The sequence below is a fragment of the Hansschlegelia sp. KR7-227 genome (assembly GCF_049446035.1).
Taxonomy (GTDB): Bacteria; Pseudomonadota; Alphaproteobacteria; order Rhizobiales; family Methylopilaceae; genus Methylopila.
In genome coordinates this window covers 2,746,633-2,761,981 of record NZ_JBMSEA010000001.1, presented here as the reverse complement: position 1 = coordinate 2,761,981, position 15,349 = coordinate 2,746,633, and the positions used below count along the sequence as shown (strand labels likewise).

The window sequence follows — 15,349 nt, the reverse complement described above, 5'->3', positions numbered from 1 at the left end:
ATGGCGCTCGAGGTCTACCGGCGCAAGCGCGACTTCAAGAAGACCGCGGAGCCGGCGGGCGCGGAGGACGCGCTCGGAACGGGCGACGGCTATCTCATCCAGAAGCACGACGCGCGCCGGCTGCATTACGACCTGCGGCTCGAAATGGACGGCGTGCTCAAGAGCTGGGCCGTCACCAAGGGGCCGAGCCTCGTGCCGGGCGAAAAGCGGCTCGCCGTGCAGACTGAGGATCACCCGATCGAATACGGGACCTTCGAAGGCACGATCCCGAAGGGCGAATATGGCGGCGGGACCGTGCTTCTCTGGGATCGGGGCCGCTGGTCGCCGATCGGCGATCCTGCGCGCGGCTACAAGAAGGGCCACCTGGAGTTCGAGCTCCATGGCGAAAAGCTCAAAGGACGCTGGCATCTGGTGCGGATGGCCGGAAAGCGCGGCGAGACGCGGGAGAACTGGCTGCTGATCAAGGGCGAGGACGACGCGGCCCGCGGCGAGAGCGACCCCGACATCCTGGAAGAGCGGCCGGAATCGGTCGCGACCGGCCGGCTCGTGGAGGAGGTGGCTGGCGAGACGCCGGGCTGGTCTTCGAAGAGCGGCAAGATCGACCAGGAGCCGAAAGCGGCGGCCAAATCTTCGAAAGCGGGCAAATCGGATAAGGCGGCCAAACCGGGGACGGCGGCGAAGCCCGCGAAGGCAGTGACGCGGAAATCCGCGCGGTCCTCCTCGGCCGAAAAGGCGGCCGGGGCGTCATCCTCCGAGACCGCGCAGGCCCCTGATCCCGCGAAGATCCGCAACGCGAAGGCGGCCGCGCTGCCGGATTTCACAGCGCCCAGCCTCGCGACCCTCGCCGCCAAGGCGCCCTCCGGCGCCAAATGGATCCACGAGATCAAGTTTGACGGCTACCGGCTGCTCGCGCGCGTCGAGGGCGGCGAGGTGAAGCTCATGACGCGGAGCGGCCTCGACTGGACGACGAAATTCGGCCGAACCGTCGTCGACGCGCTGAAAGCCCTGCCGGTCGAGAGCGCGATGATCGACGGCGAGCTCGTCGTCGAGAACGGGGCCGGCGCCTCCGACTTTTCGGCCCTTCAGGAGGCGCTGAGCGAAAACCGGACCGACCAGTTCGTGCTCTACGTGTTCGATCTGCTCTACCTCGACGGCTACGATCTCACCGCCTGCAAGCTGATCGACCGCAAGGCGGCGCTGGCCGAGATCGTTCGGAGCGCGGGGCCGGTCATCCGGCTCAGCGAGCATTTCGACGAGAACGGCGCGCTCGTGCTGCAGCACGCCTGCCGTCTCAGCCTGGAGGGCGTCGTCTCGAAGGATCGCGACGCGCGTTACGTCTCCGGCCGGGGCCGGACCTGGATCAAATCGAAATGCTCGCACCGTCAGGAGTTCGTCATCGGCGGATACAAGCCGTCGAGCACGTCGGCGCGCGCGATCGGGTCGCTGGCGCTCGGCGCCTATGAGGACGGGCGGCTCGAGCATGTCGGTCGGGTCGGCACGGGCTTTTCCGCGAAAGTCGCCGAGGATCTCTTCAAGAAGCTGCAGGCGCTCGAGGTGAAGCGGTCGCCCTTCGCCGACCGGCTGACGCCGGATGAGGCGCGCGGCCTGCGCTACGTGAAGCCGGACCTCGTGGCCGAGATCGAATTCCGCGCCTGGACCGGCGACCGCCATTTGCGGCACGCGGCGTTCCGCGGGCTCCGGGAGGACAAGCCCGCAGCCGAAGTCGCGCGGGAATCGGCGCCGGACGGATCGGCGGCGAAGGTCGCGGCTCCCACCGTCAAGCTGACGCATCCGGATCGGCTCTACTGGCCCGAAAGCGGCGTCACCAAGCAGGGGCTTGCGGACTACTACATGGAAGTCTGGCCGCGGATCGCGCCTTTCGTGACGGGTCGGCCGCTCTCGCTGCTGCGCTGTCCCGGCGGCGTCGTCGAGCAGTGCTTCTTCCAGAAGCACGCCTGGAAAGGGATGAACTCGCACATCGGGCAATTCAAGGATCCTACGGACGACGAGCCGCTGCTGACGATCGACAGCCGTGAAGGGTTGCTCGGACTCGTCCAGGGCGGCGTTCTGGAGATCCATCCCTGGGGGTCGACGAACGCGGCCCTCGAGACGCCGGACATGATCATCATGGATCTGGACCCCGGCGAGGGCGTCGACTGGGCGACGATCATCGAGGCCGCCCACGAGGTGAAGGCGCGCCTCGAGGCCGCCGGGCTCGCCGCCTTCGTGAAGACGTCCGGCGGCAAGGGTCTGCACGTCGTGTCGCCCTTGAAGCCGAAGGCCGAGTGGCCGGAGGTGAAGGCCTTCACCAAGGCGATCGCGGACTCCATGGCCGGCGACGATCCCGCGCGCTACGTGGCGACCGTCGCGAAAGCGAAGCGCGGCGGCAAGATTCTGGTCGACTATCTCCGGAACGGCCGGGGCGCGACCGCGGTCGCCCCCTATTCGACCCGGGCGCGCCCCGGCGCGGCGGTGTCCGCGCCGCTCGCGTGGGACGAACTCGGCCCGGAGATCGGTCCCGCGCACTTCACCGTCGACAACACGCCGACGCGGCTCGCCGCGCTTGGTTCGGATCCCTGGGAGGGCTTCCGAGCGGCCGCGGCTCCGATCCCGACGGCATCCACGGCGAAGCGGCGCAAGCGTTAGCGCGGCTTGGATTTGCCCGAGGAGGACGCGATGCTTTTGCGCAACGCGTCCATGATGTTGATGACGTTTCCGGTCTCGGCCGGCGCCTCGACCTTCGGCTTCGCGGCCTTTTTGGTCCCCTTCTTCTTTTTCGATTTGATCAGGTCGAGCAGGCGGGCTTGGACGGGGTCGTCGACCATGTCGCCGGACCAGGACTTGGTCCGCTCCTCGATCAGCGAGGTGACGAGCTTCATCAGCTCCGGGTCCGGCTTGTCCTGCTTGAGATCGCCGAAATAATCCTTGGGGTCGCGGACCTCGTCGCCATAGCGCAGCGTCCAGAGCACGATGCCCGCGCCGCGCGGCTCAAGCAGCACGGCGCGCTCGCGACGGTAGAGCACGAGACGCGCGATGCCGACCATGTCGGTCGCCGCCATCGCCTCGCGGATGACGGTGAAGGCTTCCTCGCCGACCTTGTCGTTGGGCATGAGGTAGTGCGGCTTGTCGTACCAGATCCACCCCACGCTATCGCGCGGCGCGAACATCTCGATGTCGATCGTGTGCGTGGTGTCGAGGGCGACCGCGTCGAGCTCCTCGTCCTCCAGCATGACGTGGTCGTTCTCGCCGCGTTCGTAGCCCTTGACCTCGTCTTCGCTCTCGACGGGGTCGCCGGTGACGCTGTCGACATACTCGCTGACGATGCGGTTGCCGGTCGCGCGGTTGAGGGTGTGGAACCGGACCTTCTCGCCTTCGGACGTCGCCGGCGTCATCGCCACCGGACAGGTGACGAGCGACAGTTTGAGATAGCCCTTCCAGAAGGCGCGAACGGCCATGGCGTGCGGTCTCCCCTGCTCGCGGAGCAGAACAGGGCGGAGAGGCGTTTGGTTCCTGGACGCCGGTCGGCTCGGCGCTCGAACTTCGGAGTCGATGACGCCCCCATCGAACTCAATCCGGGCATGCGCCGCGCCGCGCGCGGCTGGTTTGCGTCATGCAGCTGCGCCCGGGCCACGCGCCTCAGCCCATTCCGGATAAGCCCTCGGCAACCCTGTGCTCGCTTTGATCGATTTTCGTCATCGCCGCGTCGCATGATTGCATGCGAAAAGCGGTCGGGAACGGCGTGACCCAGCGGCTTGGCGCAACGTTCCGGGGAGACCTGTGGCCCGTGAGGATGTCTTCCGAGACCGGCAAGTTCATCGGCTTCCTGGCGATGGCGCTCGGGATGTTCGTCGCCCTGCTCGACATCCAGATCGTCGCCGGCTCGCTCAAGGACATCCAGGGCGGCCTTTCGGCCAGCCGCGACGAGATGACATGGGTTCAGACCTCCTACCTGATCGCGGAGATCGTGATGATCCCGCTGTCCGGCTGGCTCGCCAAGGTCCTGTCCACGCGCTGGCTGTTCACCGCCTCGGCGGTGACCTTCACAATCGCCAGCCTGTGCTGCGGGCTCGCCTGGAACATCGAGTCGATGATCGCCTTCCGCATCGTCCAGGGCTTCGTGGGCGGCGCCATGATTCCGCTCGCCTTCTCCGCGGGGTTCGCGATGTTCAAGGGACCGAAGGCCGCGATGATCCCAGCCGTGCTGGGCGTGATGGGCACGCTCGCCCCGACATTAGGGCCGACGCTCGGCGGCTGGATCACCGAGACCTTCTCCTGGCGCTATCTGTTCTACGTCAATCTTGCGCCTGGCCTCCTGATCGCCGTCGCCGTCCCCCTCCTGGTCCGCGTCGACGAGCCCGATTTCAGCCTGATGAAGGGCTTCGACGCGTTCTCCATCCCTTTCATCGCCATCGCGCTCGGCTGTCTCGGTTACGTGCTCGAGGAGGGCGTCAGGAAGGACTGGTTCGACGACCCGCTTGTCGCGGCATGCGCCGCCGCCTCCGCCGCGGCGTGGTGCGTCGTGATCTGGCGCGGGCTTACGCATCCGAGACCGGTGCTCGATTTCGGCGCCTTCCGCATCCGCAACTTCGCGCTCGGCTGCGCCCTGTCCTTCGTGGTCGGCGTCGGCAATTACGGCGCGATCTTCGTCCTGCCCGTCTTTCTCGGCGAAGTCAGGGACTACAACAGTCTCGACATCGGCGAGGCGGTGTTCGTCACCGGGGTCGCCCAGGTCGTGGCGACCATGCTGATCGCAGCGACCGCGAACCGGCTCGATCAGCGGCTTCTGCTCGGCTGCGGCCTCGTGGCCTATGGCGTCTCGCTGGTGATGATGACGCCGCTGACGAACCAATGGGGCGGCGCGGAGCTGTTCTGGGCGCTCGTCCTACGCGGCGCCGCCAGCATGGCCGTGGTCGTCCCGATCACGAGTTTCGCGCTCGGCGGCCTGCCCAGCGGGCGGCTCCCGATGGCGAGCGGCCTTTACAATCTGATGCGAAATCTCGGCGGCGCGGCGTCGATCGCCGGCATCGGCATCATGCTCCAGGAGCGGCAGTCGCTTCACTATTCGCGCCTCGCCGAGAGGGTCACTCCGTTCCAGTCCGACGTGGCGCAGGCTCAGGCCGCCTTCGCCGCACGGTTCGGCGATCTGTTCACCGATCAACTGCGGGGCGACCGAGCGGCGGTCCTCGAGCTGACCGAGATGGCGAAGCGCGAGGCGCTCGTGCTCACGGTCTCCGACGTGCTGTGGGTCATGGCGCTCATATTCTTCGTGGCGCTCGCGCTCGTGCCCCTTCTGCGCTGGCCGAAGCAGACGTGACGATCCGCGGCGGAGGAGTTCGCTCATGAGGCTCGACGAATACGCCGCGCATGACGCCTGCGGGCTCGCCGAGCTCGTGCGCCGCGGAGAGGTGGAAAGCCGTGAACTTGAGCGCGCCGCGCGAGAGGCGATCGCAGCCGTCGAACCCGCGGTCAACGCCCTGGTCGAGATCTTCCCGGAGCGGGCCGATCGCGCGCTCGCGGAAGGTCCGTTCCGGGGCGTGCCCTTCCTGCGCAAGGACCTGCTGGCGCAGGAGGAAGGCGCCCTCAACGAATGCGGCAGCCGGCTGGCGCGGGGCCTTCGCGCGGCGGTCACCAGCGAACTCGTCCGACGGCAGGATGCGGCAGGGCTCGCCACGCTGGGACGGACAAGCACGCCGGAGTTGGGATTCAGCGTGACGACGGAGCCGCTCGCGTCCGGACCGACCCGCAACCCGTGGAGCCTTGAGCGCGGCGCCGGGGGCTCGAGCGGGGGCGCGGCGGCCGCGGTCGCAGCCGGCATGGTTCCGATGGCGCACGCCAATGACGGCGGCGGGTCGATCCGCATACCCGCCGCATGCTGCGGCCTCGTCGGCCTGAAGCCCTCGCGCGGCAGGGTCTCGCTCGGGCCCGGCCACGGCGGCGTGCTGTTCGGTCTCGGCGCCGAGCACGCGGTCACGCGCACGGTGCGCGATTGCGCGGCGCTGCTGGACGCGACCCATGGGCCGGGGGAGGGCGATCCGTTCGTCCTTCCGCCGCCGTCGCGCCCTTACGCGGCCGAGGTCGGCGCGCCGGTCGAGCGGTTGCGTATCGGATTTACCGGCGCCGCCTGGAGCGGGGCCGCTGTGGCGCCCGAGGTCGCAGACGCCGTCGTCGCCGTCGCCCATCTCTGCGAGTCCTTGGGGCATGTCGTGGAGGAGGCGTCGCCGGAGGTCGACGCGGAGCTCTTCCGCACGGCGAACATGCGGCTCTGGACAGGCTCGATCGCCTATGCGGTGGACAAGATCGCCGGCGCCATGGGCCGGGGGCCGGGACCGGACACGCTCGAAGCCGCGACGCTTGCCTGCTACGAGCACGGCCGCCGGCTCTCGGCCGCCGACATCTATGCGGCGGACGACGCGATCAACTTCGTGTCCCGGCGTGCGGCGCGGTTCTTCGCCGAGTTCGACGTGCTGCTCACGCCGACGATCGCGAGCGTCGCCCCTCCCGTGGGCGCGCTCAGCGGCGCAAAGCCGGGCTGGACGGCCGAAAGCTGGACGGACGCGATCTTCGCCCACGCGCCCTTCACGGCGCTCTTCAACGCCACCGGCCAGCCGGCGGTCTCGCTTCCGCTCGCCGTGGATCCGAAAGGGCTGCCGATCGGCCTGCAGTTCGTGGCGCGCTTCGCCCGCGAGGACGTGCTGTTCCGGCTCGCGGCGAGCCTCGAGCAGGCCGCGCCCTGGTCGTCCCGCCGCCCGTCGGTCTGGGCCGGCGCGGCTGCACAGGCCCGCGCTTCCGGGCGGCAGCGGGGCAGCGTGCCGACGTGACGCGCGCCTTCTCCTACCCTCGAGGCGACTCCGTCCGCAGCGACGAAGGCCGGCGCTAAAGGCCGACGGCTGCAACCGGCGTCGTCGTCTCCGCCTCGGGATGGACGTCTATCCCCTATCCACGCGCCCGTCCTGGGTGTCGGCGGCAAGGCCGAGGCCGCCCCCGCTTCGTCCGGAGGGGGCGATTTTGGGCGCGGACATGAGGGGGTCGTTCGCGCCGATCCTGCTCCGGGCCGGCCCCGGCGCCACCTCGCGCAGCAGGGTGGCGGGAGAGACGCGTCCGGCCCATTGCCTGGGATAGCCGAGCGACGCTTCCTCGAACCGCACGCCGTCGACGAACCGCGTCCCGCGTATGTGCAGATGTCCGTAAACGACGGCCTCGGTTCCGAAGCGAAGATGCCAGTCGGCGGTGCGCTTCGTTCCGCACCACAGCGAAAACCGCGGGATTCGCGGCAGCGTGACGAGGCTTTCGACCAGCGGGAAATGATTGACCAGAATGGTGGGAAGCTGCGGGCCGGCGGACAGGCGGGCGAACGTCTCCTCGCACCGCGCATGGCACCAGGCGGCGCGCGAGGGATAAGGGTCGGGACGCAGCAGCGCTTCATCGGCGCATTCCACGCCGGACTCCCGGGCCCAGGCGAGCGCCCGGTCGAGCGGCACATGGGCGGGACGGAAGCTGTAGTCGTAGAGCAGGAACAGCGGCGCGACGCGCATGAGACGCCCGCCGAACTCCGCGGTCGCATAGTCGTCTTCCGGGGTCAGCGCGCCGTAGGACCGGCACAGCCGAACCAGCCGCTCATATTTCGCAGCGCCGAACAGGCCGGCCCCCTCGCGGCCGGAGCTCCAAAGATCGTGGTTGCCCGGCGCCCAGACGATCCGCCGAAAGCGCGGCGTCAGCACGTCGAGCGCGAGGCGCAGGTGGTCGAGCCTTTCGCCGACGTCGCCGGCGAGGATCAGCCAGTCGTCGGGCCGGGCCGGCGCCGCTTCGAGCATCCGCCGGTTCTCCTCATATCCGAGGTGCAGGTCGCTGACGGCGTAAAGTCTCACGCGGGCTCCGCTTCGGCTTCGAGCGTGGTCCAGATCACCCGAACCTCGGTGACGCTTGCCGGCGCCGCGAGCGCAAGCGCGTGGCGGGGGGTCGGGTAGAAGCGCCAAAACCGCCATCGCGCCGGATCGTCGGGGCATTTGTCGCTGAAGGCCACGGCCGGCTCGGCCGCGTCGATGCCGAAGGCGAATCCGTCAAGGCCAAGGGAGAGCCCCATGCCGCGCGCCTTGATGTAGGCCTCCTTCAGGGTCCAGAAGGCGAAGAAGACCGAACGCTTCTCGGTCTCGGCCGCCTGGGCGAAGGCGTCCGCCTCGGCCGCGGCGAAGGCGTAAGGGGCGAGCCGGTCAAGGTCGAGGCCGCGCGTCACGTTCTCGACGTCGACCCCGATCTCCCGCTCTCCCGCGATCGCGAGCGCCACCAGCCCGTCGGCGTGCGAGAGATTGAAATGGAGGTCGCGCCCCGCAGGCGGGGCTTCGACATGCGGGCGGCCATACGCGTTCACGCCGAAGCTCCAATCCCCGGGGGCGGCGTCGACATAGCGCGACAGCGTCGTGCGCAGCAGGGCGCGGGCCGAGAGATGCTGCCGGCGCGGCGAGGGAACGACGATGCGTTCCCAGCGCGCACGCTCCTCCGCGCTCAGCAGGGCGAGGAGGCCCGCCTGCTCCTCCGCCGCGCGAGCGTCGGGGTCGGTCAGCCAGAGGTCGACCCGGCCGGCCGCCGTGGTCGCTCTCCGCGGGGCCGGCTCGATCCTTATTGGCGACAGGCTCAGATGAACGCTCCCTGCGGCGGCCGGATGTCGTTCAGCACGTAATTGCCGATGTGGAAGAATTTCCAGCGCACCGGATCGTGCAGCGTATGGGTCCTGGCGTTGCGCCAGTGCCGGTCGAGCCCATGCGCGGCGAGCGTGGCGCGGGTTCCGGCGAGCTCGAACATCTTGTTGGTCGCCGCGAGCGCGACCTCTGTCGACAGCACCTTGGCCTCCGCGGTCGCGATCGAGGCTTCCGCGGCGGTCTCGGCGGTCGGATCGGCGAGCCCGACGTCGACCAGCCGGGCGGCCCGCTCCATCAGCGCCTCGGCGGCGTGCAGCCGGATCGCGAGGTCCCCGACCGCCGCGACCGTGAAGGGATCCTCGCTCGCGCCGCCCTTGTTGTCGACCCAGGCGCGCGACTTGCTCCGGACGAATTCGACCGTCTCCTTCAGCGCGCCCTTGGCGATTCCGAGGTCGACGATCCCGGTCAGGATCTGGTTCACCGCGCCATGCGCGGTCGGCAGGCCCTTCGAGAAGGGCGTCGGGACCACCCGATCCGACGGCACGAAGACGTCTTTCGCGATAACCGTGCCCGATGCGGTGGTGCGCTGGCCGAAGCTCGACCAGTCATTGACGATGGTGAGGCCCTCCGCCGCGCGATCCGCGAAGGCGAAGAAATGCTCGCCGTTGTCGTCCTTGCCGACGATGACCACCACGTGGGACAGCAACGCGCACGTCGAATAGAACTTGACGCCGTTCACCAGGCAGCCGCCGTCGACATAGGTCAGGCGGGTCTGCATGTCGTTCACCGGTCGGTTGCCCGGCTCCGACATCGCGTTGCCGAACCGCACCCCCTTCAGGACTTCGCCGAAGAAGTGCCGTTTCTGCTCTTCGGCGGCATCGCTCTTGAGATGCTCGATGAAGGCGAAATGGTTGTGCGGCATCTGCCCGAGGCTCGGATCCGCCGCCGAAATGATCTTGAGCACCTCGGTGACGGTGACGAAGGACAGCTCCGGACCGCCATAGGCCTTCGGAACCGTAATCGCCCACAGGCCGCTTTGCGAGAAGCGTTCGATCTCGTCGACGGGAAGGTACCCTTCGCGGTCGCGTAAGGCCGCCTCCTGGGCGAAATCCGCCGCAAGCTCGTTCGCGACGGCGACAGCCTCGGCGTGGTCCGCGATGAGCCGGGCAGGACCGCCCGGATAGGGACTGGGCGGAAGCGTCACGTCGGGTTGGTTCACCCTGGGGCGCTCCCGAAGGTTGGAGACCGTCTGCGCCGCTGCTGCTCCGATGGCCATTCGTGTGTCCTCTCCGATCTATCGCGCGCCGCCGCCGACGCTCCGCCGCATCCCGATCGCCTCATCGGACAACCGGGACGGGTATCAACCCAAAGTATGACGGGGCATGTTTTTCAATTTCTGATCAGTCACTTAGCCCCGCAGATGTGGTCGCGGTCATCTTAGCGTCATAAAGAATAGGCTAGCCCAATTGGCTGATGCTGCTAGCCTGCATCGCCATCTGGGAGAACGTGGCCTTGAAAATCAAGAATATAATGGCTTTCGTCGTCGCTATTTTCGTCGTGGCTCTGAATGTCGGCGCTGTAGCGGCGTCTGATATCAAGGCGGTCATGTCGTTTGATGTTAAAATTTTAGATCCAATTTGGACGAATTCTAGGCCAACGCGAAATCACGGCTACATGATCTACGACACGCTGTTCGCGTTAAACGAGCAGGGCGAGGTCGCGCCGCAGATGATCGACCGCTATAAGTTGTCGAACGCCAATAAGACTTACACGTTCACGTTGCGCGACGGACTGCTCTGGCACGACGGGCAGCCGGTGACGGCGGAGGATTGCGTGGCCTCGATCCGCCGCTGGGCGGCCAAGGACGCGCTCGGCAAGAAACTGATGGCGATCACCGAATCCATGAGGGCGCTCGACGACCGCACCTTCGAGATCAGGCTGACGCAACCGACCGGCCAGCTGCTGTTCGCGCTCGCCAAGCCGTCGTCCTACGCGCCCTTCATGATGCCGAAGCGCGTGGCCGAGACCGACCCGCTCAAGCAGATCACGGACTACACCGGGTCTGGCCCGTTCGTATTCAAGGCGGACGAATGGAAGCCGGGCGTCAAGGCCGTCTATGTCAAGTTCGACAAGTACAAGCCTCGCGATGAGCCGGCTTCGGGCCTCGCCGGCGGCAAGACAGTCAATGTCGACCGCGTCGAATGGCTGAGCATGCCCGATCCGCAGAGCCAGGTGAACGCGCTGCTCTCCGGCGAGATCGACTATCTGGAGATGCCGCTCGTTGATCTGCTGCCGCTCTTGCGGGCGGACAAGAACGTGGTCCTGACGGAGTACAATCCGCTCGGGATCATGCTGACCTTCCGCTTCAACCACACCACCAAGCCGTTCGACGATCCGAAGATCCGGCAGGCGGCGTGGTACGCGTTGAATCAGAAGGATTTCATGGCCGCCGCGGTGGGTGACCCGCAGCAATACAAGATCTGCAAGTCGATGTACGCCTGCGGCACGCCGTTCGAGACGTCCGTCGGAATGGAGGGCAAGCTCGCCTCGGACTTCGAAACGTCGCGGCGGCTGCTCAAGGGGGCGGGCTACGACGGCGCGCCGGTCGTCCTCATCCAGTATTCCGGCCTTGGCTCGAACATAGGGCCGGTCGCCAAGTCGCTGCTGGAGCGGGGCGGCTTCAAGGTCGACATGCAGGTCTCCGACATCGCCAGCTGGGTCGGGCGTCAGAAAAACAGGGCGCCGGCGGAGGCCGGCGGCTGGAGCGCCTACATGACCGGCCCGACCGGGATCGACACGATCAATCCGCTGGTCGCCGACATGATGGACGCAAGCTGCGACACGGCGCAGCCGGGCTGGCCCTGCGATCTCGAGCTCGAGCGCCTGCGCCAGTCCTTCATGGACGCGCAGGATCCGGAGGCGCAGAAGGCCGTGGCCGATGCGGCCCAGAAGCGCGCGGTCGAGATCTCCACCCATATCCCGATCGGCCAGTTCCACGTGCCGATCGCCACCCGAAACACCGTCGCCGGCGTGCTGCACGCGCCGGCGCCGGTGTTCTGGAATCTGACCAAGCGCTGACGGCCGGACGGTGGGGGTCGCAATCCTGGCCCGTGTGGCCGCGACGATGCCGGTGCTGCTGACCGTCGCCGCCGTCGTGTTTCTGATGCTGCGGACCGGCTTCGGCGATCCGGCCGCCGCCGCGGGCGGGGAGGGCGCGTCGGAGGCGCAGCTCGCGGCGTTTCGCAGTCAGTTCGGACTGGACCAGCCGATCTGGGCGCAGTTCGCGTCCTGGCTCACCTCCGTGGCCGCCGGCGATCTCGGCGTGAGCTTCTACTTCGGGACCCCGGTGGCGGACCTGCTCATGCAGCGCCTGGAGCCGACCTTGTCGCTCGCGGCGCTCACGCTCGCCTTCTCGGTGCTCGTGGCGGTCCCGGTCGGTGTCGCCGCGGCTCACCGAAAAGGCAGTCTCCTGGACAGGAGCCTGATGGGCTTTTCGGTGCTCGGCTTTTCGACGCCGAGCTTCGTCGTCGGCTACGCGCTCGTCTATCTGTTCGCGATCCGGCTCGGCTGGCTCCCGGTCCAGGGCTATCGGCCACTCTCCGGGGGCGTCGGTCCATGGCTCGAGCATCTCGCCTTGCCGGTGCTGTCGCTTGCGCCCGTGTATGTGGCGGTGATCGCCCGGATGACGCGGGCGAGCGTCGCGGAGACCCTTGGCGAGGACTACATCCGCACCGCCCGGGCCAAGGGCGTGTCCCGCGCGTCGGTGTTGCTGCGGCACGCGCTTCCCAACGCCGCCGCGCCCATCCTCACCGTGATCGGCGTCGGGCTGGCTCTGCTCATGGGCGGCGTGGTCGTCACGGAGAACGTCTTCAATCTCCCCGGTCTCGGCCGACTGATGATCGACGCCGTCGTCGGCGGCGACTACCCCGTCGTGCAGGGCGTGATCCTCGCCTCTGCGGTCGTCTATGTGGCCGTCAACCTCTGCGTCGACCTGACTTACGGCCTGTTCGACCCGAGGATGCGGCTGTGACGGCCGCGGCCGCCTATGAGCGGCTCGAGCCGGCCGCGTCGGCGACGCCGGGGCGGGACGGATGGCTGCGCGCGTCGCGAAGCCGGCGCGTCATGTTCGGAGGGGGCGTCCTCGCCGCGATCGCGATCGCCGCCATTGCGGCTCCCCTCCTGGGAGCGGTGGATCCGGTCGCCATCAATCCGCTCTCGCGCAACCTGCCGCCCGGCGCCGCCGCCACGCTGACGTTGCTCGACGGATCGACCGCAGAGCGCGTCGCTCTGTTCGGCACCGACGGGCTCGGCCGCGACGTCTACAGCCGCGTGCTCTACGGGGGCCGCATATCGCTGTTCGTCGGCGTCGCCGCGGCTCTGCTGAGCGGCGCGATCGGCATGGGCGTCGGCCTTGCGGCCGGCTATGTCCGCGCGCTCGACGCCGTCGTCATGCGCGCGATGGACGGCTTGATGGCGATCCCCGGAGTGCTGCTCGCGATCGGGCTGGTCTCGGTGTGGCGCGCCGGCGTGCTGACGGTGGTCGCGGCGATCGTCATCCCCGAGACGCCGCGCGTCGTCCGCCTGGTTCGGGCCGTCACGCTCAAGGTGCGGGAGGAGCCCTATATCGAGGCGGCGGTCGGGGTTGGCTCGTCGCCGGGCGCGATCCTCGCCCGGCATGTCGCGCCGAGCGTCGTCGCTCCGTTGATCGTGCAGTGCACCTTCGCCTGCGCGACCGCGATCCTGATCGAAGCCGCGCTGAGCTTCCTTGCGGTCGGCGTCCCCATCGAAACGCCGAGCTGGGGCAACGTCATGGCGGAGGGGCGGCAGTGGTTCCGTCTCTACCCGCAGACGATCCTCGCGCCGGGCCTGTTCGTGGCGCTGACGGTGCTCGCGGTGAACATGCTCGGCGACGGGCTGCGAGACGCGTTCGACGCCTCGGAGAGACCGTCATGAGCGCGCCGGCGCTCGTGATCCGCGACCTGACGGTCGAACTGCCGTCCGGCTCCGACCGCGCTCGCGGGGTCGACGGCCTGAGCCTCGAGGTCGCCCGCGGCGAGCTTCTGTGCCTCGTCGGCGAATCCGGATCCGGCAAGTCGATGACCGCCCTGGCGGCGATGGGGCTGCTGTCCCGCGATCTGCGGGCGAGCGGGTCCATCCGGGTGGAAGGCGAGGAGATCCTGGGCGCGCCGGAGCCGCGCCTGGGAACGCTGCGTGGCTTGCGGATGGCGATGGCGTTTCAGGAGCCGATGACGGCCCTCAATCCGGTCATGACCTGCGGCGACCAGATCGGCGAAGTGTTCCGCGCGCATGGCGGCGTCCGCCGCGCCGAACGCCGGAGACGGGTCCTCGCCGCGCTCTCCGATGTCGGCGTCGTCGACGCCCTGCGGATCGCGGCCTCGTATCCGCACCAGCTCTCGGGCGGCCAGCGACAGCGCGTGGTGCTCGCGATCGCGCTGGCGCTCAAGCCGGCGCTGCTGATCGCGGACGAGCCGACGACGGCGCTCGACGTCACCACGCAAGCCCAAATCCTCAGCCTGATCCGCACCGTGCAGCGCGAGCGCGGGATGGCCGTGCTGTTCGTCACGCATGATTTCGGCGTGGCGCACGACATCGCTGACCGCGTAGCCGTGCTGAAGGACGGGCGCCTGGTCGAGGCGGGAGCGGCGCGGGCTCTGCTCGCCCGTCCGAGCCATCCCTACACGCGCGCTCTCATGGCGGCGATTCCGAGCCTTTCGCCGCCGCCGGCGGAGCCCGACGCGCGGGAGGGCGCGCTCCTGCTGCGCGTCGACGGCTTGAGCAAGACCTATCGTCGCGCGCGCCTGTTTCGGCGCTCAGCCACGGTCGTGGGCGCCGACGCGGTGTCGTTCGCCTTGCGGCGGGGAGAGACGCTCGGGCTGGTGGGCGAGTCCGGGTCGGGGAAATCGACCGTGGCGCGCTGCGTGGCGCGGCTGCTCGACGGCGACGCCGGACGGATCCTGCTCGAGGGCGAGGACGTGGCGAAGCTGCGGGGGCGGCTGCTGAAGCCTTTTCGGCGCCGCGTCCAGATCGTGTTCCAGGATCCCTATCGCTCGCTCGATCCGCGCCGAACCATTGCCGAGGCGCTGGCGGAGGGCCCTTTGAACTTCGGCGCCACGCGTTCGGCGGCGCGGGCCGGCGCGGCGGAACTGCTCGAGCTCGTGCGGATCGATCCCGCGAGCCTCGACCGCTACCCCCGGCAATTCTCGGGCGGCCAGCGGCAGCGGATCTGCATCGCGCGGGCGCTCGCCATGCGGCCGGACCTGATCATCGCGGACGAGGCGACCTCGGCGCTCGATGTCTTGGTGCAGGCGGAGATTTTGAAGCTGCTGCAAGGCCTTCGCGTCCAGTTCGGCCTCGCGATGCTGTTCATCACGCACGACCTCAGGGTCGCGGCGCAGCTTTGCGACGCGGTCGCGGTCATGCGCGACGGTCGGATCGTGGAGGCGGGCCGCGTCAGACAGGTCTTCGCCGCGCCGCAGCATCCTTACACCGCCGCGCTTATCGCCGCCGCGCCTGGCCTGGAGACGGCGGGCGCGAGGCCGCGCGGAAGAGCAATCTTGTCCTGAAGTAATTTTATAGTTGCATTGGCAATGAGAACAAACTTATATGGCGAGCACAGTGCGCTGTTGTAGATCACAGAAAGAAATAATTCGAATTGAATGTAAATAATGCGAGAGAGAACGACGTGTAATGTCAAT

Annotated in this window: 11 protein-coding genes; 7 read left to right on the top strand and 4 right to left on the bottom strand. The window is 68.4% G+C overall.

What is annotated here, in order from left to right; genetic code table 11:
* Positions 1 to 2,646, top strand: a complete 2,646-nt coding sequence (gene ligD, locus ACO2RJ_RS12940; RefSeq protein ID WP_423268412.1) for a DNA ligase D — start codon at positions 1 to 3, stop codon at positions 2,644 to 2,646.
* Here the strand turns inward: ligD and ACO2RJ_RS12935 are convergent.
* A complete protein-coding gene (locus ACO2RJ_RS12935; RefSeq protein ID WP_423268411.1) occupies positions 2,643 to 3,455 on the bottom strand; it encodes a Ku protein in 813 nt (270 codons plus the stop codon). The genes ligD and ACO2RJ_RS12935 overlap by 4 nt on opposite strands.
* A 335-nt stretch (positions 3,456 to 3,790) precedes the next feature.
* Here ACO2RJ_RS12935 and ACO2RJ_RS12930 point away from each other — a divergent pair, with 335 nt between their 5' ends.
* Both ACO2RJ_RS12930 and ACO2RJ_RS12925 read left to right on the top strand, forming a co-directional pair.
* On the top strand, positions 3,791 to 5,314 hold the full coding sequence (locus tag ACO2RJ_RS12930) for a DHA2 family efflux MFS transporter permease subunit (protein WP_423268976.1): 1,524 nt from the start codon (positions 3,791 to 3,793) through the stop codon (positions 5,312 to 5,314).
* Between the two features lie 25 nt (positions 5,315 to 5,339).
* Positions 5,340 to 6,818 carry an amidase gene (locus tag ACO2RJ_RS12925; RefSeq protein WP_423268410.1) on the top strand — a complete coding sequence of 493 codons (1,479 nt, stop codon included), beginning with the start codon at positions 5,340 to 5,342 and terminating at the stop codon, positions 6,816 to 6,818.
* Positions 6,819 to 6,926: 108 nt separating this feature from the next.
* Here ACO2RJ_RS12925 and ACO2RJ_RS12920 read toward each other — a convergent pair whose 3' ends face one another.
* From ACO2RJ_RS12920 to ACO2RJ_RS12910, 3 genes are all read right to left on the bottom strand, one after another.
* Entirely contained in the window at positions 6,927 to 7,865 is a 939-nt protein-coding gene (locus ACO2RJ_RS12920; RefSeq protein ID WP_423268409.1) for a metallophosphoesterase family protein, read from the bottom strand.
* Positions 7,862 to 8,557 carry a 4'-phosphopantetheinyl transferase family protein gene (locus ACO2RJ_RS12915; protein WP_423268975.1) on the bottom strand — a complete coding sequence of 232 codons (696 nt, stop codon included), beginning with the start codon at positions 8,555 to 8,557 and terminating at the stop codon, positions 7,862 to 7,864. Before ACO2RJ_RS12915 ends, ACO2RJ_RS12920 begins: the two co-directional genes overlap by 4 nt.
* Positions 8,558 to 8,628: 71 nt before the next feature.
* Complete coding sequence (locus ACO2RJ_RS12910; protein ID WP_423268408.1) at positions 8,629 to 9,909, bottom strand: SfnB family sulfur acquisition oxidoreductase; 1,281 nt, start codon at positions 9,907 to 9,909, stop codon at positions 8,629 to 8,631.
* A 398-nt stretch (positions 9,910 to 10,307) separates the two neighbouring features.
* On the opposite strand from ACO2RJ_RS12910, the gene ACO2RJ_RS12905 reads away from it, so the two are divergent.
* Genes ACO2RJ_RS12905 through ACO2RJ_RS12890 form a run of 4 tightly spaced genes read left to right on the top strand, consistent with a single transcriptional unit; the run spans position 10,308 to position 15,217 of the window.
* Entirely contained in the window at positions 10,308 to 11,711 is a 1,404-nt protein-coding gene (locus tag ACO2RJ_RS12905; RefSeq protein WP_423268407.1) for an ABC transporter substrate-binding protein, read from the top strand.
* A 10-nt stretch (positions 11,712 to 11,721) separates the two neighbouring features.
* Positions 11,722 to 12,663, top strand: coding sequence for an ABC transporter permease (locus tag ACO2RJ_RS12900; protein ID WP_423268406.1), 942 nt, complete (start codon positions 11,722 to 11,724; stop codon positions 12,661 to 12,663).
* Positions 12,660 to 13,586, top strand: a complete 927-nt coding sequence (locus tag ACO2RJ_RS12895; RefSeq protein WP_423268405.1) for an ABC transporter permease — start codon at positions 12,660 to 12,662, stop codon at positions 13,584 to 13,586. Before ACO2RJ_RS12900 ends, ACO2RJ_RS12895 begins: the two co-directional genes overlap by 4 nt.
* The gene (locus ACO2RJ_RS12890) at positions 13,583 to 15,217 is read left to right on the top strand and encodes a dipeptide ABC transporter ATP-binding protein (protein WP_423268404.1); all 1,635 of its coding nucleotides are present in this window, start codon (positions 13,583 to 13,585) and stop codon (positions 15,215 to 15,217) included. Before ACO2RJ_RS12895 ends, ACO2RJ_RS12890 begins: the two co-directional genes overlap by 4 nt.
* Positions 15,218 to 15,349: the final 132 nt, after the last annotated feature.